This is a genomic window from Streptomyces cinerochromogenes, from assembly GCF_014648635.1.
Taxonomy (GTDB): Bacteria; Actinomycetota; Actinomycetes; order Streptomycetales; family Streptomycetaceae; genus Streptomyces; species Streptomyces cinerochromogenes.
On sequence record NZ_BMRM01000025.1, the window covers coordinates 64,217 to 86,409 of the forward strand.

Genomic DNA, 22,193 nt, shown 5'->3' on the forward strand with positions numbered 1-22,193 from the left:
GCTGACTCCTGTCGGTGCGTGCGGGCGGGACGGGCGGCGTCAGAACTTGATGCCGCCCAGGAGGCTGGCCAGGCTCTCCCCGCCGGCTTTGATGCTCGGGGCGATGCCTGTGGTCGACAGGTAGAAGCCGAACAGGGCCGACACCGTGGCGTGCGAGCCCTTCAGTCCGTCCTTGCGGAAGAACAGGAAGACGACGATGCCGAGCAGCAGCACGCCTGAGAGGGAGAGGATCATTTCGGGCCTCCTGGTGTCGAAGGTGGGGGACAGTCACCATGAGTTCTTCCAGGATCACAGGATGTATCCATACGATTAAAGGTGCAACTGGGTGGAAATCGGTTGATTTCCCTCGTCCGGAGGAGCCGGTCAAGGCCCGGTTGACCGGCTGGGGTGCCTTGGGCGGGGGGTGCTGCTGATCCTTACCTCGGGCACATCGGGTCATGTGCCACGCGAGCCAGTACGCTGGCGATTCACTCGTACGAAGCAGTCCCCGAATCAGCATGGAGAGGCGGTCCGGCCGATGAGCGAAGCCCCCGACCCGGAGGTCGTGGAGCTGGCGACCAAGATCTTCGATCTGGCCCGGCAGGGGCAGACCGAAGCGCTCGTGGCGTATGTCGACGCGGGTGTTCCGGCCAACCTCACCAACGACCGCGGTGACTCCCTGGTGATGCTCGCCGCCTACCACGGCCACGCCGACGCGGTGCGCGCGCTGCTCGCCCGCGGCGCGGCGGCGGACCAGGTCAACGACCGGGGTCAGACCCCGCTCGCAGGTGCCGTCTTCAAGGGTGAGACGGACGTGATCAAGGCCCTCCTGGAGGGCGGAGCCGACCCTTCCGCGGGCATGCCGTCGGCCGTCGAAACGGCCCGGATGTTCGGCAAGAAGGAGCTTCTGGAACTGTTCGGCGTCCACTGACGTCGACGCACTGACCAGGTACGACACGGAAAACGGGGGAGGCGGTACAGGGCCGCCGGAAATACGGTCGCGGCAGCACACACCGCGGGTCATCATGACGTCGTGATTCACGGACGCGATGGCTGGGCAGGTGTTGCCGCACCGCGCGGGCCGTGATGCGGTCCGCATGGGCCACCGACGAGAGGCAGAGAGAGATGGTCTACAGCAAGCAAGAGACGGCGGGCGCTCCGACGTTGTGTCACGCGGCCAGGTAATGCGTGTTCCCCGGTTGCGTCGACGCTTGATGTGAGGCTGTTTCCCATGTTCGATCCGGTCATAGCGCCCAGCGGTACGCTGCTCGGCCTCCTGCAGAGAGGCCGCGGCGACGGCACGCTGCACGCGCTCACCGCCCCGCGCGCCGAAGCGCTCGCGGCCCTGAACCACTGTGTGCTGCGCGACCCCCGCCACGACTGGCAGGTGGAGAACCGCTCCCTGTACTACGCCCGGCTCTACCTCGACCTGAACGGCGAGCTGGACGCCGTGGAGGCACACCTCTTCGACCCCGAGGACATCCTCGACACCGACGAGTCCCGCACCGGCCTGGCCCTGGCCGTCCTCGGCCACCTCGCCTCCTACGGCCGGCGGGACGCCCTGGCGCTGCTGCGCAGGTACGCCGCCCACGGCTCGAACTGGGCCTGGGCCCTGGACGAGCTGGCCCTCAGGGACGACGACGCGGGCCTGCGCGCCCTCGCCGCCCCCGTCCTGGCCCGCTTCGGCACCGATCCCGAGGGCGAGGCCGAGCTGGCCGCCGCCGTGCGCGACGCCTTCGAGCCGCGGCCCTGGCGGCTGTGGGCCGAGGACCCGCGCGAATCGATCGCCACACGCGTGCGTGCCGCCCAGGAGACCGGCTGCTTCGACCGGTGGCAGCGGCAGCTGCGGCCGACCGGGCCCCGCCCGGGGTGGAGCGTGGCCGCCGTCTTCGAGTGGGCCCAGCAGGGCATGGAGCGCGGTGCCGCCCTCCACGTGCCCGCCGCCCGCTGCCTGGCGGCCGTGGCCGGCCCCGAGGACCGGCCCGAGATCCTCCGGGCCGCCCGGACCGGCACCGACGGGGCCCGCTGCACCGCCCTGCGCTACCTCGCCGACAGCAACGACCGGGACGCGCTCGACCTGATCGAGGCCGCCGTCGCCGACGGGACGGCGCCCGTCGTGGAGGCCGCCGTCGACGCCTTCGAGCGGATGCGGAGCGTCGCCGCCGTCGACCGCGCGCGCGGCTGGGCCCAGCGCCCCGACGCGCTCGGCGCCGCAGCCGGCCGCATGCTCGCCTGCCGTGGCGGCGCCCAGGACCGCGACCTCGTCCTCGGTGCCCTCCGCGAGGCCGTACGCGGAGAGGGGCCGGACGCGCCCACCTTGTGGACCCTCGTCGACGGTGCCGGACGCCTCGGCATCGCCTGCGCGGCCCCCGTGCTGCGCCACGTCTACCGCGAGACGGCCTCCTCCCACCTCCGTGGCCGTGCCGCCCGCGCGCTGGCCGCCACCGACCCCTCCTTCGCCACCGGCTTCGCCGTCGAGTGCCTGTGGGACTGCGAGGAGACCACCCGCGAACTCGCCGCCCGGCACGCCGAGACCGGTGACGCCCGGGTCGTGGAGCGCCTGCGCCGCCTGGCCGCCGATCCGGCCGAGGAGGACGAGGTGCAGACCGCGGTCCGCAGCCGCTTCGGGCCCGACGCCGCCCTCGGCTGAGCCGCACCGGCTCACCCCCTCCCGTTCCCCCGCCCGGCGGACGGGCGCCCGCCGGGTGAACAGCGGATGACCCGCGGGTCAGGCGGCCATGACGGCCGTCTGACCCGCTCGGGTGTGCAGCCCAACGCTCATGGGACGTTCCCCGCGCCGAAAGATCGACGTTGACGCGGGCACGTCCGGCACGGCGACAACACCCGTATGCGTGTCGTCATCGTGACCGAATCCTTTCCCCCCGATGTGAACGGCGTGGCCCACTGCGCGCTCCAGACCGCCCGGCACCTCGTAGATCGCGGTCACCACCCGCTCGTCGTCGCCCCCGCTCCGGCGCCCGGCACCGGCCCCGACACGGACGCCCCGTGCCCGGTCGTGCGCATCCCCTCCCTCCCGCTCCCCGGCTACCCCCAGGTCCGCGTCGCGCTGCCCAGCCGGCGCCTGGCCGCGGCCCTCGTCTCCCACCGCCCCGACGTGGTCCACCTGGCCAGCCCCTTCGTCCTCGGCGTCCGCGGCATGGCCGCCGCCGCCCGGCTCGGCATCCCCGCCGTCGCCGTCTACCAGACCGACCTGGCCGGCTACGCCCGTACCTACATGGGCGCCGGCGAGGCCGCCGCCTGGCGGCGGATACGCACCGTGCACGCCGCCGCCGACCGCACCCTGGCCCCCTCCAACGCCGCCCGGTCCGATCTGGAGGAGCACGGCGTACCGCGGGTACGGCTGTGGCCGCGCGGGGTGGACACCGTACGTTTCCGGCCAGACCACCGGGACGAGGCGCTGCGTCGCGAACTCGCCCCGAACGGCGAACTGATCGTCGGCTACGTCGGCCGGCTCGCCCCCGAGAAGCACGTCGAACTCCTCGCGGAAGTCTGCGGACTGGCCGGCGTGCGGCTCGTGGTCGTCGGCGACGGACCCAGCCGGGCGCCTCTGGCCGAGGCGCTGCCCGGCGCCGTCTTCCTGGGCCGCCGCACCGGCGGCGAACTGGCCCGGATCTTCGCCTCGCTGGACCTGTTCGTGCACACCGGGCCCTTCGAGACCTTCTGCCAGACCGTCCAGGAGGCCATGGCCAGCGGCGTCCCGGTCGTCGCGCCCGCCGCCGGCGGCCCGCTCGACCTGGTCGACCACGGCCGCACCGGCCTGCTGGTCCCGCCGCGCGACGCCACCGCCGTGCAGGAGGCCGTCCGCGCCCTGGCCGCCGATCCCGCGCGGCGGGCCGCGTACGGCGCCGCCGCCCGCGCGACGGTCGAGGACCGCACCTGGGCCGCCGTGGGCGACCAGCTGCTCGCCCACTACGACGCCGTCCTCGCGGCCCGGAGGACGGCGGTGGCGGCATGACCGGCCGGTCCCTGCGCATCGTCCGTCTCGCCAACTTCGTCGCCCCCGCCTCCGGCGGCCTGCGCACCGCCCTGCGGGAACTCGGCAAGGGCTTCCGGGCCGCGGGCCACGACCCGGTCCTGATCGTGCCCGGCGAACGGCACACCGACCGCGACACCGAGCAGGGCCGGGTCATCACCCTGCCCGGCCCGCTGCTCCCCGGCACCGGCGGCTACCGCGTCCTCACGGACAAGCGGCGCGTGGCCGCCCTCCTGGAGGAGCTGGCCCCGGACCGGCTGGAGGTCTCCGACCGGACCACCCTGCGCTGGACCGGCCGCTGGGCCCGACGCGCGCGCGTGCCCGCCGTGATGGTCTCCCACGAGACCACGGACGGCGTGCTGCGCACCTGGGGCCTGCCCGAGCCGCTCGCCCGGCGCGCCGCCGACTCCCTCAACACCCGTACCGCGCACGTCTACTCGCGGGTCGTGTGCACCACCGGGTTCGCCGAGCGCGAGTTCGTCCGCATCGGCGCGCGCAACGTCGTACGCGCCCCCCTGGGCGTCGACCTGATGGAACGCCACCCCGCGTTGCGCGACGCCGGGCTGCGTGGCCGCCACGCGCGCGTGGACGAGACACTGCTCGTGATGGCCTCCCGGCTCTCCGTCGAGAAGCGCCCCGGCACGGCCCTGGACGCCCTGGAGGCGCTGCTGCGGCGCGGGCGTCGGGCGGTGCTCGTGGTGGCCGGGGACGGACCGCTGCGGGCCCGGCTGGAGCAGCGCGCGCGGGACCGCGGGCTCCCGGTCGCCTTCCTCGGGCACGTCTCCGACCGGACGGCCCTCGGCGCGCTCCAGGCCTCCGCCGACGTGTGCCTGGCGCCCGGGCCCGCCGAGACCTTCGGCCTGGCCGCGCTGGAGGCCATGGCCTGCGGCACACCGGTGGTGGCGAGCGCGTCGTCCGCGCTCCCCGAGGTCATCGGGTCCGCAGGGGCCACCGCCGCCGGCGGCGGAGAGTCCTTCGCGGACGCCGTGGAACTGCTCCTGGACCGCGGCGAGCCCGAGCGGCGGGAAGCGGCACGCGCGCGTGCGGAGTGCTTCGGCTGGGGAACCGCCGTGGAGGCCTTCCTGGCGGCCCACGACGCCGAGGTGCTGTGCCCCGTCGGCGCCCGGCCCGCCGTGCCGGAGGGCGTGGCATGAGAGCCGGTGCGGCACGACGGCGGAGCCGACCCGTCCGGTTCGTCGCCCTCGGCGACTCGCTGACCGAGGGCGTGGGCGACCCGGTCGGTACCGGGTGGCGGGGCTGGGCCGCGCTGCTGGCGGCCTCCCTCGCCGAGGACAGCGAGCAGGTGCGGTTCACCAACCTCGCGGTCAGCGGGGCGCAGACCCGGGACGTGCGGGAGAAGCAGACACCGGCCGCCCTGGAGCTGCGGCCCGACCTGGTGTCCGTCGTCATCGGCGTCAACGACACGCTGCGCCACACCTTCGACATCCACGCCGTGGCCGCCCACCTCGACCACGTCTACGCGTCCCTCACCCGGCAGGACGCCACCCTGCTCACCGCCTGCCTGCCCGACCCCGGCGCGATGCTCCGGCTCCCGGACGCCCTCGCCCGGCCGCTGGCCCGTCGGCAACGGGCGGTCAACGCGGTCGTCCACGCGCTGTCCGACCGCTACGGCGCCCTTCACGTGCACGCCGCGGACGACGGCTGGACCACCGACCGGAGCCTGTGGAGCGCGGACCGGCTGCATCCGGGCGAGCGCGGCCACCGGCAGCTCGCCGTCCGCTGCCACGCCCTGCTCGCCGAGACCGGCCACGCCACCGGCCTGCCGCCCTCGCCCGAGCCGGAGTTCCCCGCGCCGACCCGCACGGCGAGCCTCTGGTGGCTGGCCACGGCCGGCACCGGCTGGGTGCTCCGGCGCTGCAACGACCTGCTGCCGCAGCTGCTGCGCCTCGCCGCCGACGAACTCCGCCACCGCGCGCGGGGCACCGGCGCCCGTCTGGACCTGCGCGCGTCGGCGGCGCTCTCGTCGGCCTTGGCGTCCTTGGAACACGGGGGCGGCGGGGCGGAGGCGGCTCCCGAGGCGGTGGCTGCCGGAGTGGTCGGTGGGGCCGTGGGCCCGGCCGGGGTGGCCGGTGAGGCCGTGAACCCCGCCGCGGTGGTTCCGGTCGGCGAGGGTCAGCGGCGTCGTACCGGTACGAACCGGACGGGGGTGCCCGGGAGCGCCTGCGCGGCGGCCGGCAGGTCGGCGGCGCGGACCACCGCGATCACCGGGTAGCCGCCGGTGGTCGGATGGTCCGCGAGGAAGACCACCGGGCGCCCGTCCGGCGGGACCTGCACCGCGCCGAGGACCATGCCCTCGCTGGGCAGTTCACCGGGCCGGGCCCGCTCCAGCGCGGGCCCCTCGGTGCGCAGGCCGATGCGGTTGCTCGCCGCGGACACCCGGTACGCGCGCGTGGCGAGGTCCCGGACCGCCCGCGCCGTGAACCAGTCGTCGCGCGGGCCCGGGACCACCCGGAGCACGAGTTCGGCCGGCGGACGCGGCTGCGGCGCGCCGTCCACGCGCGCGGGAGGACCGGCCGGGGCGCCCAGCGGCAGCACCGTGCCGTCCGCCAGTGGGGCCGGGCCGAGGCCGGACAGCAGGTCGGTGGCGCGACTTCCGAGGACGGGCTCGACGGCGACGCCGCCGCCGACCGCCAGGTAGCTGCGTACGCCGGCCGTGGCCGCACCCACCTCCAGCAGTGCGCCCGCAGGCACCACGACGGGCGCGCCCCAGGCGACCGGGCGGCCGCCCACCGACACCGGGCACGGCGCACCGCCGACGGCGACGGTCACCGTCGAACGGGGGCGCACCGCACAGCCGTTGAGCGTGGTCTCCAGCACGGCGGCGTCCGGCGGATTGCCGACGAGCCGGTTCACCAGCGCGGCCGCGGGCGCGTCGAGCGCGCCGGACCGGGGCACGCCGAGATGCGCGTACCCCGGCCGCCCCCGGTCCTGCACGGTGGTCAGCGCCCCGGCGCGCACCACGACGAGCGCTCGATCGGTCATGTGCCCACCCCGCTCCCCGACGGTACGGCGCCCACGCGCGCGCAGAGGGCCCTCATGCGCCCTCCACCGGGACGAACCGGACGCGCGTCCCCGGCGCCAGCAGTGCGGCCGGCACGCGCGTGTGGTCCCACAGCACCGCGTCCGTCGTACCGATCAGCTGCCAGCCGCCCGGTGAGGAGCGCGGGTACACGCCGGTGTACGGCCCGGCCAGGGCCACCGCACCGGCATGGACGGACGTGCGCGGGGTGGCGCGACGCGGGACGTGGTAGCGGTCCGGGAGCCCGGTGAGATAGCCGAAGCCGGGCGCGAAACCGCAGAAGGCCACCGTGAACTCGGTGCCGGCGTGGATCCGGGCCGCCTCCCGCTCGGTCACCCCCCAGCGCTCGGCGACCGCCGCGAGGTCCGGGCCGTCGTACCGTACGGGCAGTTCGACCAGCTCACGCGCGTGGGAGGGCGGCGTCGGCACCCGCGCGGTGGTCAGCTCCGACGCCCAGCGGGCCGGGTCGGCCAGCCCGTCGAGCAGGACCGTGCGGGCCGCCGGGACGATCTCGCGGACCGTCAGCGCGCCCTCCGCGCGGCGCCGCAGCAGCTCCGCGTGCAGGGCCTGCGCCTCCTCCCCGGAGGACACCTCGACGAGCAGCGCGTCGTCACCGACGTGAAGCGCCCTCATGCGAACGCCTCCACCCGCACACCGGCCGCCACCAGCCGCTCGCGCACCCGACGGGCCAGGCCGACGGCGCCCGGTGTGTCGCCGTGCAGGCACAACGACCGGGCGCGCACCTGGATCCGCGCGCCGGAGTGCGCGACCACCTCACCGGAGCGCGCGAGGCTCACGGAGCGTTCCACGACGGTGTCCGGGTCGGTCACGACGGCGCCGTCCCGGTCGCGCGGCACCAGCGTGCCCTCGTCGGTGTAGGCGCGGTCGGCGAAGGCCTCGGTGACGGTCGGCAGGCCCGCCCCGGCGGCCAGCGCCAGCAGGCGCGAGCCGGGCAGGCCCAGCACCGGCAGCGAGGCGTCCGCCAGCCGCACGCCGTCGATCACCGCGCGGGCCTGCTCCTCGTCGTGCACGACCCGGTTGTAGAGCGCGCCGTGCGGTTTGACGTAGGCCACGCGCGCCCCCGCGGCCCGCGCGAACACCTCCAGGGCGCCGATCTGGTAGGCCACCTCGGCCGCCAGTTCGGCGGGCGGCACATCCATCGCGCGCCGCCCGAAACCCGCCAGGTCCCGGTAGGAGACCTGCGCGCCGATCGTCACCCCGCGCTCGGCCGCCCGTTCGCACACCCGGCGCATGGTGGCCGCGTCCCCGGCGTGGAAGCCGCAGGCCACGTTGGCGCTGGTGACGACGGACAGCAGCTGTTCGTCGTCGGTCAGCCGCCAGCGGCCGAAGCCCTCGCCGAGGTCGGCGTTCAGATCGATCGCGGTCATGGTGTTCTCGTGTCTCCGTTCTCGTGGAGGTTCCTGGTACGCGGGTTCCGGTGGCGCGTACGCGGGTTCCGGTGGCGCGTAAGCGGGTTCGGTACGGCGTACGCGGGCTCCCGTGGTGTGTACGCCGCCTCCGGTACGGCGTGCCGCGTTCCGTGTGCGCCGGGCCTCAGTCGACGCCGACCAGCCGGTACTGCTCGTCGCGGGCGTCGGTCAGGAACATCTGGCCCGGCGCGTGCGTGATCGCGAACGGCGGCCGGGAGGCCATCACGGCCGCCTGCGGGGTCACCCCGCAGGCCCAGAACACCGGGATCTCACCGTCGGCGACGGTCACCGCGTCGCCGAAGTCGGGCCGGGCGAGGTCCTCGATGCCGAGGGCCGCGGGGTCCCCGCAGTGCACCGGGCCGCCGTGCACGGCCGGCAGCAGGCTGCTCTCCCGGATCGCCGCCCGCAGGTGCTCCGGCGGCACCGGCCGCATGGACACCACCATCGGCCCGCGCAGCCGGCCCGCCGCCCGGCACGCCCGGCCGGTCACGTACATCGGCACGTTCCGGCCCTCCTCGACGTGCCGGATCGGCACCCCCGCCCGGGCCAGCGCCCACTCGAAGGTGAAGCTGCACCCGAGGAGGAACGCCACCAGGTCGTCGCGCCAGTACGCGCGCGCGTCCGTGGGCTCGTCCACCAGTTCGCCGTCCTGCCATACCCGGTAGCGGGGCAGGTCGGTCCGGAGATCGGCGCCCCCGGCGAGGACGGTCGTCGGGGAGCCCGCGTCCGTGACGTCCAGCACGGGGCAGGGCCTGGGGTTGCGCTGGCAGAACAGCAGCATGTCGTAGGCCCAGTCGGCGGGCACCGCGATCAGGTTGGCCTGGGTGTGCCCCGCCGCGACTCCGGCGGTCGGTCCGGCCAGACCCTCGCGGAAGCGGGCCCGCGCCGTTTCCGGGCTCCACGCGTGCGCGTGCGCGTCGACCGTGGTGACGGGACGGTCCTCGGTACGGTTCACCCGCGTCATGCCAGCTCCTTCCCGCGCGTCTCCGGCAGCCCGAGCAGTGCCAGGGCCGCGAGGCCGTAGCCGATCGCGCCGAAGACCAGCGCGCCGCCGACGCCCCAGCTGTCCGCGAGGAAGCCCACGAGGGTCGGGAACACCGCGCCCACCGCGCGGCCCGTGTTGTACGTGAAGCCCTGGCCGGTGCCGCGCACCGCCGTCGGGTACAGCTCGCTCAGGTAGGAGCCGAAGCCGCTGAAGATGGCCGACATGCAGAAGCCGAGCGGGAAACCGAGCACCAGCAGCAGGGTGTTCGCGCCGTGCGGGATGTTCGCGTACGCCAGGATGCACAGCGCCGACAGCAGCGCGAACAGCCAGATGTTGTTGCGCCGGCCGAGCCGGTCGGTCAGGTGGCCGCCGGTCAGGTAGCCGAGGAAGGCGCCGGAGATCAGGAAGGCCAGGTAGCCGCCGGTGCCGACGACCGACAGACCGCGCTCGGACTTCAGGTACGTCGGCACCCAGGTCGCCAGCGTGTAGTAGCCGCCCTGCACGCCGGTGGACAGCAGGCCCGCGAAGACCGTCGTGCGCAGCAGCCCCGGGGCGCCGTCCCGGCCCGGCCGGAAGATCGCCGCGAACGAGCCCCGCGCCGGGTCCTGTTCGCGGGCCGCCGTCGCCGCGGGAGCGTCGTGCACCCGGCGGCGCAGCCACACCACGAGCAGCGCCGGCAGCGCGCCGGTCCAGAACATCACCCGCCAGGCCAGGTCGTCGCCGGCGAAGGAGAAGACCAGCGTGTAGACGATCGCCGCCAGTCCCCAGCCGACCGCCCAGGAGCTCTGGACCGCGCCGAGCGTACGGCCGCGGTGGCGCGCGCTCGCGTACTCGGCGACCAGGATCGCGCCGACCGCCCACTCGCCGCCGAAGCCGAGGCCCTGGAGGGCGCGGAAGACCAGGAGCGTCTCGTAGGTGGGCGCGAACCCGCAGGCCACGGTGAAGACGGCGTACGTGATCACCGTGATCATCAGGGCCCGGACCCGGCCCACCCGGTCCGCGAGCACGCCCGCCGCGGCGCCGCCGACCGCCGAGACCACCAGCGTGACGGTGGTGAACAGGCCGGTCTGGCCGCTGTCGAGGCCGAAGTACGCCGAGAGCGCCACCATGCTCAGCGGCAGGGTGAAGTAGTCGTAGGAATCCAGGGCGTATCCGCCAAAAGCGCCGGCGAACGCGCGCCGGCCGCGCGGGCCGAGGGCGTGCAGCCAGCCGAACGCGCCGTCCTCGGCGCTGCGTTCGGCCGGTGCCGGGCGTACGCCGGCGGAGGGGGCGGAGCGGGGCGGTGGAGTCGTGCTCATGGGCACCTCGCAGGAGAGGGACGGAGGGTGCTGGGAAGCGAGCCGTGCGGAGCACCGTAGAGGATCGTTCAACGATCCTTCAATACCCGCGTTGTTTCGTCCTGGTGTCTGCGATTGAATTCCGGGCATGGCAGAGCAGCTGACGGGACTGGCCGGCGACCGGGTCCTCCTGGGGCGTACCAGCACGGCGGAACGGGTTTCGGACATCCTCAGAAGCCGCATCGCCGAGGGCTACTTCCCGCCCGGCACCCGGCTGTCGGAGGACAGCATCGGCGGGGCCCTCGGCGTCTCCCGCAACACCCTGCGCGAGGCGTTCCGGCTGCTCACCCATGAGCGCCTGCTGGTCCACGAACTCAACCGCGGCGTGTTCGTGCGGGTCCTGACCGTCGAGGACGTGGAGGACATCTACCGCACGCGCTCCCTCGTCGAGTGTGCCGTCGTGCGCGGCCTGGGCGCCCCGCCGTACCGGCTCGGCGGACTGGTCGCGGCGGTCGAGGAAGGGCGGACGGCGTCCGCGGAGAACGACTGGAAAGGGCTGGGCACGGCCAACATCCACTTCCACCGGGAACTGGTCTCGCTCGCCGGCAGCGAGCGCACCGACGAACTGATGCGCAGCGTCTTCGCCGAGCTGCGCCTGGCCTTCCACGTCGTGGACGACCCGCGCCGCCTGCACGAGCCGTACCTCGTCCGCAACGCCCAGATCCTGCAGGAACTGCAGGCCGGGAACCGGCGCGGCGCGGAACGGCTGCTGGAGACCTACCTCGCGGACTCCCTGGAACGGGTGGTCGAGGTGTACCGGCGGCGGGTGGGCGAGGAGCCGTCCGGCTCCTCCTGAGCCTCCCCGAGCCTCTGCGGCGGTCGCTCCTCCCGCGGCGGCGGCCGCCCTCCGACTGCTGTGACGACCGTCTCTTGAGCGTCTGTGACGGCCGTCGCTTCTGAGCCGTTTGGGATGATGTCAGACCCAGGACCTAGTCTGTGCTCCGTGACTTCGCCTGCATCGACGGACCGTGTTCCGCCCCAGCTCAGCGCGGGGCCGCGCCCGGCTCCGGGTCCGGCCGCCGACGAGGGGCTGGCGCGTCGGCTGCGCGCGCTCGCCTGCACCGCGCCGCTGCACGACCTGGACGCGCGCAAGGCCAACCTGGCCGGCGAGTACTCGCAGTACGGGATGGCCGAGGTGGCGCTGGCCGCCATCGACCTGGTCACGCTGAACATGGACTTCGACACCGGCGCCGACCACGAGCAGATCGTCGCCCGGCTGATCCCGCGCATCGCCGCCCAGGCCCCGCACCGGTCCGCCGCCGAACACGAGCGCGTGGCCCGCTGGGTCCTGGAGAACCTGATCAACGTCGGCAGCGTGGACCGCGGCTTCCGCGCGGTCTACGGCACCTTCGCGCCGGACGGCACGTACGTCCGCCGGGACTACGACTTCAAGCTGATCGAGGAGGTCCCGGGCCCCGGCGGCACGGTCTACCTGCGGACCACGGACGAGGCGGTCAACGTCCTGGTCGGCGCCCTCGACACCGACGTCACCAGCGCCCAGATCGCCGCCGAGGTCAAGCTGGAGGTGCTGATCAACCGCGGCCGCCTCGCCGACGCCCAGCTCGCCGCCGAGCAGGCCCGGTACCGCACGGTGCAGTACTCCGAGACGCTCCGCCGCGCCCTGGAGGCCACCCGGCGCAACGTCCGCGCGGTCGACTGGCTCAACTCCGTGCCCGACATGATCGCCGAGGCCCTGGACCACGTGGCCGAGCGCTACCGCCACGAGAACGCCATCCTCACCAACATCCGCAAGGCCCGCGACGAGACCGAGGAGCCGGAGCACAAGCGCCGCGCCGCCGACCTGGTCGACATCGTCAAGGACTGCATCCGGCGCCACACCCAGCTCCAGTCGCGCCTGCTGGAGGCCGGCCCGCTGTTCCGCGCCGAACAGGACCGGCAGGCCTTCGCCACACCGGCGACCACGTCCGGCATAGACCTCTACGGCCATCTCGTCGCCCCCGTCCTGCCCCTGCCCCTGGAGCAGGCGATCCGGGTCACCGACGCGTTCTTCGCACGCGGCACCGGACTGCGGACACCGGTGTCCGTCCGGGTCGCCGACCTCGTCGACATCCTGCTGACACCGCCCGTGGAACGGGAGCACCTGGGCGCGGAGATGCCCGAACCCGACCTGATCGCGACGCCGGACGACAGCCGGTTCAGCGAGGAGCAGCTGGCCGCCGCGACGGAGCTGCTGGACCTGCCGGCCGACGCGCCGCGCCGGCTCTCCGGACTGCTCGCCGAGGCCCGCCGGACCGGTGACCCGGACCTGGCGTACCTGGTGGCGCTGCTGGCGGTCCACGCGGCCAGTCCGGCCGTCGGCACCGCCTACCGGCAGGGCGAGGAGAAGCTGCTGTTCGCCGTGGACGACGGAACCGAACTGGACGATCCCGAGTTCGGCGGGGCGGACCTGATCGTGGGAACCGCCCTGCTGGACGCGGCCGGGATGGCCGCGGACCGGACGGAAGCAGCATGAGCGGCATGAGTGGACAAGAACACGACAAGGAGCCGAACCCGTGACCGAGCACGTCGACCGGAGTGAACCCGAGCCTGCCGCCGCGCCGGCGGGCTCCGCCGTCACCCCCGCCGACGCCGCCGACGCGGCGCGGCTCGTCGCCTTCGGCCTCCAGCCCAAGCTGGCGCCCGCCCGCGACCAGGAGTACACCGAACTGCTGCGCCGCTACCGCGAGGACCCGGCGTTCGCCCGGCTCGCGGACGCCGTCGCCGCCGGCCTGGGCCTCGTCGTGCTGGAGGTGTCCCCGCGCGCGGGCATGGCCGTGACCGCCGCCGAGGACTCCGTCTTCGCCGTCCGCATGGGTGACTACGCGCGTCGCACCGCCGCCGACTCCGGCGACCGCTTCCTGCACGGACTCGCCCATCTCGCGGTCGCCGCACTGGCGTTCCCGCGCCCCGAGGACCTGTCCGACGACTCCTACATCGGCCGGGTCACCGTCAACGGCGTCGACACCTTCGTACGGCAGGCCTGCCGCCGCCTGGAGGAGCGCGCCGAGGAGCAGGGCGAGAACACCGACCCGGCGACCGGCGCGCCGGGCCTGGAGGCCGCCTGGCGGATCTGGGCCAGACGCAGCGCCACCGGCGCCACCAAGGACGCCCGCCGGCCGGCCGCCTCCACCACGGGCATCGTGGCGAAGGCCCTGGCCTTCCTCACCGACTCGGGCTTTCTGCAGCGCACCGGCGACGACAACGGCGGCACCTACCGCACCACCGCCCGCTACCAGCTCCAGGTCCGCGACATGGCCGGCAGCGCCGCCCTGGCCGAGCTGCTGGAGCTGGGCGTCGTCCCGGTCACCGACGGCACGGCCACGCTGCTGCCCGCCGAGGACACCGACGACCTGGACCTGGTGGCCGACGCCGGGCTGCCGTTCCACTCCTGACACCCTGAAGCTCCCGCAGCTCCAGAACGCCCCGAACCACCGCACCTTTCACCAGACTTACGAGAGTCCGCCATGTACGAGCTGTCCCGGGTCCGCCTCTACTCCATCGGTCCCGCCGGTGCGCGCTACGCCGACACCGTGCTGGACCTGCGGGGTGTCGGCGAGCCCGTGCCCGACCCGGCGCCCACGCAGGCGGAGTTCTTCGAGGAGGAGCCGTCCGGTCCGCCGCGCCGGCCCGCGCCCGCGGGCGTGCTGTTCCTGGAGAACGGCGGCGGCAAGTCCGTCCTGCTCAAGCTGATCTTCTCGGTGATGCTGCCGGGCCACCGCAACACCCTCGGCGGCGCCAGCTCCGGCGTGCTGCGCAAGTTCCTGCTCGCCGACGACTGCGGCCATGTGGCCCTGGAGTGGCAGCACGTGCAGACCGGCGAGTGCGTGGTCGTCGGCAAGGTCAGCGAGTGGCGCGGCCGGCAGGTGTCGAACGACCCGCGCAAGTTCGCCGAGGCCTGGTACTCCTTCCGGCCCGGTCCCGGCCTCAGCCTGGACAACCTGCCCGTCGCCGAGGCCACCGCGGTACGGCCGCCCGCCGAGGGCACCTCCGGCGCACACGGCCGCCGCCGCACCATGAAGGGCTTCCGCGACGCCCTCATGGAGGCCGGCAAGGCCTACCCGCACCTGGAGGTGCACTGGGAGGAGATCCACGAGCGCTGGACCGAGCACCTCGGCGACCTCGGCCTCGACCCCGAACTCTTCCGCTACCAGCGCGAGATGAACGCCGACGAGGGCGAGGCCGCCGGCCTCTTCGCGGTCAAGAAGGACTCCGACTTCACCGACCTGCTGCTGCGCGCGGTCACCGACACCCGCGACACCGACGGCCTCGCCGACCTCGTCAGCGGCTTCGGCAACAAGCTCGGCCGGCGCGCCGAGCTGATCGCCGAACGGGACTTCACCGCCGGCTCCGTCGACCTGCTCGGCCGGATCGTGGAGGCCGCCGAGGCGCGCGCACGCGCGCGTGACATCCACGCGGGCGCCGAGCGCCGCACCCGCACGCTGGCCCGGCGGCTGTCCGCGCGGGCCGTGCGGGAGCGGATCCGGGCCGCCGACCTCGCCCAGCGGGTCACGGCCGCCGCGTACGCCGTCACGCACTCCGAGGGCGCCCGCGAGCGCAGCTCCCTGATCGCCGCCGAACTCGCCTACCGGCACGCCTCGCTGGCGCTGGCCGCCGCCGAGAAGTCCGCCGCCGCGCAGAAGCGCGAGCTGGCCGACGCCCGCACCCTGCACTCCGCCTGGCAGGCCGCCGAGGCCGTGCTGCGCCACCGTGCCGCCGCCGACCGCGTCGCGCGCGTGTCCGCGGCCATCCAGGAGGCCGAACGGGACGCGGCTCCCGCCCTCGCCGCCCGCGCCAAGGCCGCCGTCGACCTCGTACGGGCCCTGCACGCCGCCGCCGAGAGCGCCGAGTCCCTCGCCAACGAGGAGGAGGAGCGGTCCGCCGCCCTCCAGGAGGTCAGCGACTCCGCCTACCGGGACTCCACCGCCGCCGCCACCGAGGCGCAGCGGGCCCGCAGCGAGGCCGGGCACCTGCGCCAGCGGCTCACCGAGGTCGAGCAGGAGACCGCCGAGGCCGTCCGCGCGGGCTGGCTGGACGACAGCGCCCCGGACGCCGACCCGGCGCGGGCCGCGCTCGCCGCCAGCGACGCCGAGAAGACCGCCGTCGCCGCCTGGGACGCGGCCCGCGAGGCCGCCCGCAAGGCCACCGAGCACGCGCGCGAGGCGGCCTCCGCCGAGTCCCGCGCGGAACTGACCGCGGCCCGCGCCTCGGACGCGGCGACCGCCGCCGAGCGGGCCTACGAGGCCGAGCGCCGCCTCGCCGAGTCGCTGGCCGCCGAGGAGCGGCTCGCGGAGCTGCTGAGCCTGCCGGGCGCGCCGACGGCGGCCCGCGCCGCTGTTCCCGGCCCCCGCAGCGGCGCGGACGACGCCGTCCCGGCCCCCCGCGCCGCCGGCGAGGGAACGCTCAGCCCGGAGGAACTCGACCGCTTCGCCGACGAGTTGCGCGAACTCCTCGACGACGCCGTGTCGACCGCCGAACGGCACCTGTTCGACCTGCGCACGGCCGCCGCCGACGACGCCCGCATCCTCGGCGCCCTCGGTGACGGCGGACTGCTGCCGCCCGGCCCCGACGTGCTGGCCACCGTCGAGTTCCTCGGCGAGCACGGCATCCCCGCGCTGCCCGGCTGGCGCTACCTCGCGCAGGCCGTCGACCCCGCCGACCACGCGCGCGTGCTCGCCGCCCGCCCCGAACTGGTCGACGGTGTGATCATCACCGACCCCGACACGCACGCGCGTGCCCGGGAGGCGCTCGGCGACGCCGCCCTGCTGCCCCGCTCCGCCGTCGCCGTCGGCACCGCGGCCGCCCTGCTCGCCCCGGCCCCCGCCGACGACGCCGCCCCCGGCGACGTCTTCCTCGTGCCGCCGAACCCGGCCATGCACGACGAGCACGCGGCCGACGAGGAGCGCCAGGCCCTGCGCGCGCGGGCCACCGAGCGCGACGACGAGATCCGCGCCCTCGCCGCCCGCCTCGGCAAGGACCGCGAACTGGCCGCGCGTCTCGCCTCCTGGCGCACCGGCTGCCCCTCCGGGCGCCTCACCGAGCTGGCCCGGGCCGCCGAGGAGGCCCGCGTCTTCGCCGAGGAGGCCGAGGCCGAACTCGCCGAGGCACGCACCGCGCGCGCGGAGGCCGAGGAGACCGCCGCCGAGGCCGTGCAGATCCGCGACGAACGGCAGGAGGCCGCGCAGAAGGCCCGGCGCGCCGCCGACGCCCTCGCCGGCCTGGCCTTCCGGCTCCGGGAGCGCGCCGGCTGGCAGACGAAGCTCCGCGAACTCGCCGACGAGGCCGCGGAGTCCGAGGCCCGCGCCCAGGCCTGCCTGGAGCGCGCCCGCGCCGCCGACGAGGACCGCCGTGCCGCCCAGCGCGCCGCCGACGACGCCCGCCGCACCGCGCGCGCCCTGCGCGCCGAGCGCTCCGAGATCGCCGGCGCCCCCGACGACGTACCCGCCGCCGAGGAGGACGCCCCGAAGGCGTCCCTGCCCGCCCTCCGCGAGGCCTACCGGGCGGCCTCACAGGTGTACGAGAAGGTCGGCGTCGGCGCCGACCTGCGCGCCGAGCAGGCCCGCGCGGAGAGCGACGAGAGCGCCGCCCGCGCCGAACTGGACCGGCTCAGCAACAAGGTCCGCACCCGCGCCGAGCAGCTGCTCCAGTCGCCCGACGGCTCCGACGGGCCCTCCCGCCAGGCCGCCGCCGCGCGTGCGGAGGAGCTGGTGCAGCTGCTGGAGACCCGTGTGTCGACCGCGAGCGAGCAGCTCGGCCGGCTGCGCGGCGAGGCCGAGCGGCACGCACCGCAGGACGGTGAGGCGCACACCGAGCTGCCCGAGGAACTTCTCCCGCTCGACGCCGAGCACGCCCAGTCGCTGCTGCGCACCGCCACGGCCGAACTCGCCGCCCGCACCGAGGCACTGGCCGAGGCCCGCGAGGCGCACGCGGAGCTGCTGGCCGCCCACCGCGCCGCCGAGGACGCGGCCGGCGGCTTCGACGAGATCGCGGCGATGCTCCGCGACCTGCTGCGCGAACACACCACCGAGGAGGAGCAGGAGGAGCCGGAAGCCTACCCGGGCACCCTGGAGGAGGCCCGGCACTCCGCCGCCGAGGCCCGTCGCTCGCTGCGGGGCTGCGCCGCCGACCTGTCCGCCGCCGAGGCGGCCGTCCGCGAGGCGAGCGACGTCCTCGTCCGGCACGCCAACTCCACGCGCTACGAACAGGTGCGCACCCCCGCCCGGCAGCAGATCCGCGAACTGCCCGCTTCCGCGCTGCCCGAGCACGCCCAGAAGTGGGCGGACGCGTTCGCGCCCCGGCTGCGCGTCCTGACGGACGAACTGGCCCAGCTGGAACGCAACCGCGACTCGATCGTGGACCGGCTGCGCGGTCTCGTGGAGTCGGCCCTCGCGACCCTGCGGTCCGCCCAGCGGCTCTCCCGGCTGCCCGAGGGGCTCGGCGAGTGGTCCGGGCAGGAGTTCCTGCGCATCCGCTTCGAGGAGCCCGACCAGGCCACGCTCACCGAACGCCTGGGCGAGGTCATCGACGAGGCCACCCGTGCGGCCGTCAAGAAGAACTCGGACCTGCGCCGCGACGGCATGTCGCTGCTGCTGCGGGGCGTCGCGGCGGCTCTCCAGCCGAAGGGCGTGGCCGTCGAGATCCTCAAGCCCGACGCCGTACTGCGCGCCGAGCGCGTCCCCGTCGGCCAGATGGGCGACGTGTTCTCGGGCGGTCAGCTGCTCACCGCGGCCATCGCCCTGTACTGCACGATGGCCGCGCTGCGCTCCAACGACCGGGGGCGGGACAAGCACCGGCACGCCGGCACGCTGTTCCTGGACAACCCGATCGGCCGCGCCAACGCCACCTACCTGCTGGAGCTCCAGCGGGCCGTGTCCGACGCCCTGGGCGTCCAGCTGCTGTACACCACCGGCCTGTTCGACACGACCGCCCTCGCCGAGTTCCCGCTGGTGATCCGCCTGCGCAACGACGCCGACCTCAGGGCGGGCCTGAAGTACATCAGCGTGGAGGAGCACCTCCGGCCGGGGCTGCCCCAGCCTCCCCAGGCCGGGGAGACGGTGCACAGTGAGATCACGGCGACGCGGATGTTCAGGAAGCCGGCGCCGAGCGCGTCGTAGCCACGAGGCCGTGGGGAACCGCGGGCCGTCCGTGGACGGTCGCGCAGTTCCCCACGGACCCGGGGCGCTCTAGGCGTCCTCCTTCAAGAGGTCCGCGCACTTCTCCCCGATCACCATCGTCGTGATGCACGGGTTGACCGCGATCAGGTCCGGCATCACCGAACCGTCGGCGACCCGCAGCCCCTCGACCCCCTTGACCCGCAGCCGTGCGTCGAGCGGGGCCGAGGGGTCGTCGTCGGCGCCCATCCTCACCGTGCAGGACGGGTGGTAGACGGTGTTGTGCGTCCTGTGGATGTAGTCCAGCAACTCGTCGTCCGTGCGGACGTCCGGGCCCGGCGCCAGCTCGGCTCCCGCCCAGCCGCTCAGCGCCGGCTGGGCGGCGATCCGGCGGGCCAGCCTCAGCCCGTACGTCATCACCCGCACGTCGTGCTCGTGCGTGAAGTACCGCGGGTCCACCTTCGGCTTGTCCCGGTAGTCCCGCGTCCGCAGCCGTACCGTGCCCCGCGACTTCGCCTTCGTCACATTGGGGGTCAGGCAGAAGGCGTTCTCCGAGGTCGGGTAGCCCCAGCGCGCGGTGTTCATGTCGAACGGCACCGAGCCGTAGTGGAACATCAGGTCGGGCCGGTCCAGTCCGGGCTCGGTGTCGTAGAAGACGCCCGCCTCCCACCACTGGCTGGACGTGGTGGTCATCGGCTGCCTGGCCTCCCACATGATCACGCCCTCGGGGTGGTCCTGGAGGTTCTCTCCGACGCCGGGGGAGTCCACCAGCACCTCGACGCCGACCTCGCGCAGGTGCCCGGCCGGGCCGATGCCGGAGAGCATCAGCAGTTTCGGGGAGTCGATCGAGCCGCACGAGACGATCACCTCGCGGCGGGCCCGTACCGTGCGCGTGTGCACCAGGTCGGGGTCCAGGTACCGGGCCCCCACGCATCGCCGCCCCTCCAGCACCAGCTTCTCGGCCCGCACCCCGGTCCGGACGTCGAGGTTCGGGCGCTTGCCCAGGACCGGGTGGAGATAGGCCACGGACGAGGACTGGCGGATGTTGTTCTCGTCGGAGTTGATCTGGAACCAGTTGGCGCCGCGCACCACCGTCCTGCCGGTGTTGAACGGGACCGTCGGTATGCCGGCCTGCGCACACGCCTCCAGCAGGGCGGCGCCGCACGGGTCACCGCCCTTGAGCGTGCGCAGCCTCACCGGGCCGGTGCGGCCGTGGTGGTCGCCGGGCGCGTCGTTGTTCTCCAGCCGCCGGTAGAGCGGGAACAGGTCGGCCGCGCTCCAGCCCGTACAGCCCTGGGCCGCCCAGTCGTCCAGGTCCTCCGCAGGTGCCCAGAAGGCGATACAGGAGTTGTGCGACGAACAGCCGCCCAGCACCTTCGCGCGCGCGTGCCGCAGGAAGCTGTTGCCGCTGGTCTGCGGCTCGACCGGGTAGTCCCAGTCGTATCCGGACTCCAGCAGCCCCATCCAGCGCTCCAGTTTCAGGACGTCGTCGTCGCCGACGTCGCTGGGGCCCGCCTCCAGCACGCACACCGTCACGGAGGGGTCCTCGGAGAGCCGTGCGGCCACGACGTTGCCCGCGGTGCCGCCGCCGACCACGACGTAGTCGAACTCATCGAAGCTCATGTGACCTCCTGGCCAGTCGGGATCAGTCGCTATCAGTCGGGGTCGGTCGGTATCCGCCAGGGTCGGTCGGTATCCGTCGGGACCGGGCGTGGTCGGTCGGGAAGCCGTGACCGTGCGGAGTCACTCGGCCGCCGGGGCGGTGAGGGGAGCGGCCGGGGCGGTGGCCGAGGCGTCCAGACGGTGCTCGGCGAGCACGCCGGTGCGGTGCCGCTGGACGCACCAGTAGTAGGCGAAGCCGCCGCCCGCGATGACCGCGACGAAGAGGACCGCGCCCCAGCGCAGGTACCAGTGGTACGGCGCGGACGCGTTGTAGACCGAGGCGCGCGGCCAGATCAGGTTGACCGTCATCGCGGCGCCCCACACCACCGCGACGAGGTTGACGGGCAGCCCCCAGCGGCCCAGCGAGAACCTGCCCTCGTCGGCGGGCCGCCACCTCCCGCGCAGCCGGGCCACCAGCATCGGCACGGTGACACCCAGGTAGGCGAGGTAGATCATGATGATCCCGATGCTGGTGACGACCGTGAAGATCTGCGGCTGGCGGATGTTGACCACGAGGATCGCCAGCGCCAGCACGCCGATGATCACGGCCGGCAGGACCGGGGTCCGGAACCGGGGGCTGACCCGGGCCAGCAGCGAGGACGCCGGCAGGTTGTTGTCCCGGGCCATCGCGAACGCCAGCCGGATCGCCGCCGTGTGCACGGCGAGCGCGCACACCGTGACCGCGATCAGCACGCACCACAGCATGGCCTTGCCGGCCGTAGGACCGAGTACGTCGAGCACGACGTACTGCAGGCCGTCGGTGGACAGCTTGTCTCCCTTGAGGCTGGAGACGCTCATGAGCGCCAGCAGCAGCACCAGGCCGCCCAGGACGAACGAGGCGACGATCGCGCGGATGATGGCACGCGGGGCGTTCCGGGAGGGGTCCAGGCACTCCTCGCCGAGGGAGGAGGCGGTGTCGAAGCCGTACATGACGTACGCCGACGCCAGCGAGGCCACCAGGAAGGCGCCGAGGTAACCCGTCGAGTACCCCGATCCCGTGTGGTTCGTCTGCATGACGACTTGAGGGCCCCGGGTGATGTGGACGGCGAAGAGGATGATCAGTACAACGGTCGCGATCAACTCGATGAAGACGCCCGCCGTGTTGATCGTGGCCATCAACTTGACACCGAAGGCATTGATCAATGTGGTGAAGAGGATCAACACGGTCGCGAGGACCACCGCGTTGGTCGCCACGTCGTACGTGCCCGTGCCGTCCCCCACGAACTGGAACACGGACGAGATCTGCGGCAGCGTCAGCTGATAGGCCAGCGCGACCGCCGAGATGGACACGATGGACGCGATCAGCATCAGCCACCCGGTGAGCCAGCCGACATGCGGATTGCCCACCTTCTTCGCCCAGTTGTAGACCGAGCCGGCCACCGGGTAGCGGGCGGCCAGTTCGGCGAAGCACAGGGCCACCGTGAACTGGCCGGCGAACACCATCGGCCACGACCACCAGTAGGCCGGACCGCCGCTGCCGTATCCGAAGTAGAAGAGCTGGAAGGTGCCGGTCAGGATCGAGATGTAGCTGATCCCGGCGGCGAACGTGTGGAAGTTGCCCAACGTGCGCTTGAGTTCGGGCCGGTAGCCGAACTCGGCGAGTTCGGCGTCGTCGTGGTGGTGGGGGCCTGGCGATTGCTCGGTGGACGTCATGAGCG

General features: G+C 74.2%; 16 protein-coding genes and 1 pseudogene. 9 read left to right on the forward strand and 8 right to left on the reverse strand.

Translation table 11 applies throughout. The features are described 5' to 3' along the window. Positions 1-39: 39 nt before the first annotated feature. Positions 40-234, reverse strand: coding sequence for a hypothetical protein (locus IEZ20_RS35225; protein WP_030620070.1), 195 nt, complete (start codon positions 232-234; stop codon positions 40-42). A 283-nt stretch (positions 235-517) separates the two neighbouring features. On the opposite strand from IEZ20_RS35225, the gene IEZ20_RS35230 reads away from it, so the two are divergent. From IEZ20_RS35230 to IEZ20_RS35250, 5 genes and pseudogenes are all read left to right on the forward strand, one after another. Next, on the forward strand, positions 518-910 hold the full coding sequence (locus IEZ20_RS35230; RefSeq protein ID WP_189306370.1) for an ankyrin repeat domain-containing protein: 393 nt from the start codon (positions 518-520) through the stop codon (positions 908-910). 300 nt (positions 911-1,210) lie between these two features. After that, a complete protein-coding gene (locus IEZ20_RS35235; protein WP_189306372.1) occupies positions 1,211-2,629 on the forward strand; it encodes a HEAT repeat domain-containing protein in 1,419 nt (472 codons plus the stop codon). Positions 2,630-2,827: 198 nt separating this feature from the next. After that, positions 2,828-3,955, forward strand: coding sequence for a glycosyltransferase family 4 protein (locus tag IEZ20_RS35240; protein ID WP_189306374.1), 1,128 nt, complete (start codon positions 2,828-2,830; stop codon positions 3,953-3,955). Beyond that, on the forward strand, positions 3,952-5,127 hold the full coding sequence (locus IEZ20_RS35245) for a glycosyltransferase (RefSeq protein WP_189306376.1): 1,176 nt from the start codon (positions 3,952-3,954) through the stop codon (positions 5,125-5,127). The genes IEZ20_RS35240 and IEZ20_RS35245 overlap by 4 nt, the downstream gene beginning before the upstream one ends. Then, a pseudogene (locus tag IEZ20_RS35250) lies at positions 5,124-5,975 on the forward strand (SGNH/GDSL hydrolase family protein); the annotation flags it as partial. The gene IEZ20_RS35245 and the pseudogene IEZ20_RS35250, both read left to right, overlap by 4 nt. 131 nt (positions 5,976-6,106) lie before the next feature. Here the strand turns inward: IEZ20_RS35250 and IEZ20_RS35255 are convergent. The 5 genes from IEZ20_RS35255 to IEZ20_RS35275 form a co-directional block, all read right to left on the reverse strand. Continuing rightward, entirely contained in the window at positions 6,107-6,976 is an 870-nt protein-coding gene (locus tag IEZ20_RS35255; protein WP_189306378.1) for a 5-oxoprolinase subunit C family protein, read from the reverse strand. Positions 6,977-7,028: 52 nt separating this feature from the next. Further along, the gene (locus tag IEZ20_RS35260; RefSeq protein WP_189306380.1) at positions 7,029-7,646 is read right to left on the reverse strand and encodes a 5-oxoprolinase subunit B family protein; all 618 of its coding nucleotides are present in this window, start codon (positions 7,644-7,646) and stop codon (positions 7,029-7,031) included. Further along, the gene (locus tag IEZ20_RS35265; RefSeq protein ID WP_189306383.1) at positions 7,643-8,401 is read right to left on the reverse strand and encodes a LamB/YcsF family protein; all 759 of its coding nucleotides are present in this window, start codon (positions 8,399-8,401) and stop codon (positions 7,643-7,645) included. Before IEZ20_RS35265 ends, IEZ20_RS35260 begins: the two co-directional genes overlap by 4 nt. Positions 8,402-8,567: 166 nt before the next feature. After that, the gene (locus IEZ20_RS35270) at positions 8,568-9,407 is read right to left on the reverse strand and encodes a putative hydro-lyase (protein ID WP_189306385.1); all 840 of its coding nucleotides are present in this window, start codon (positions 9,405-9,407) and stop codon (positions 8,568-8,570) included. Next, positions 9,404-10,726, reverse strand: a complete 1,323-nt coding sequence (locus IEZ20_RS35275) for an MFS transporter (protein WP_189306387.1) — start codon at positions 10,724-10,726, stop codon at positions 9,404-9,406. Before IEZ20_RS35275 ends, IEZ20_RS35270 begins: the two co-directional genes overlap by 4 nt. Before the next feature lie 127 nt (positions 10,727-10,853). On the opposite strand from IEZ20_RS35275, the gene IEZ20_RS35280 reads away from it, so the two are divergent. From IEZ20_RS35280 to IEZ20_RS35295, 4 genes are all read left to right on the forward strand, one after another. Continuing rightward, entirely contained in the window at positions 10,854-11,561 is a 708-nt protein-coding gene (locus IEZ20_RS35280; protein WP_189306389.1) for a GntR family transcriptional regulator, read from the forward strand. Between the two features lie 147 nt (positions 11,562-11,708). Beyond that, positions 11,709-13,238 carry a hypothetical protein gene (locus tag IEZ20_RS35285; protein WP_189306391.1) on the forward strand — a complete coding sequence of 510 codons (1,530 nt, stop codon included), beginning with the start codon at positions 11,709-11,711 and terminating at the stop codon, positions 13,236-13,238. 40 nt (positions 13,239-13,278) lie between these two features. Beyond that, the gene (locus tag IEZ20_RS35290) at positions 13,279-14,157 is read left to right on the forward strand and encodes a hypothetical protein (protein WP_189306393.1); all 879 of its coding nucleotides are present in this window, start codon (positions 13,279-13,281) and stop codon (positions 14,155-14,157) included. Between the two features lie 72 nt (positions 14,158-14,229). After that, positions 14,230-18,876 (forward strand): hypothetical protein, encoded by a 4,647-nt coding sequence (locus tag IEZ20_RS35295; protein WP_189306395.1) that lies wholly within the window; start codon positions 14,230-14,232, stop codon positions 18,874-18,876. A gap of 69 nt (positions 18,877-18,945) precedes the next feature. Here the strand turns inward: IEZ20_RS35295 and IEZ20_RS35300 are convergent, their stop codons facing one another. Together IEZ20_RS35300 and IEZ20_RS35305 are read right to left on the reverse strand one after the other, a co-directional pair. Further along, positions 18,946-20,496 (reverse strand): GMC family oxidoreductase, encoded by a 1,551-nt coding sequence (locus tag IEZ20_RS35300; RefSeq protein ID WP_189306397.1) that lies wholly within the window; start codon positions 20,494-20,496, stop codon positions 18,946-18,948. Positions 20,497-20,616: 120 nt separating this feature from the next. Next, positions 20,617-22,188, reverse strand: coding sequence for an APC family permease (locus IEZ20_RS35305; protein WP_189306399.1), 1,572 nt, complete (start codon positions 22,186-22,188; stop codon positions 20,617-20,619). Between the last annotated feature and the right edge of the window lie 5 nt (positions 22,189-22,193).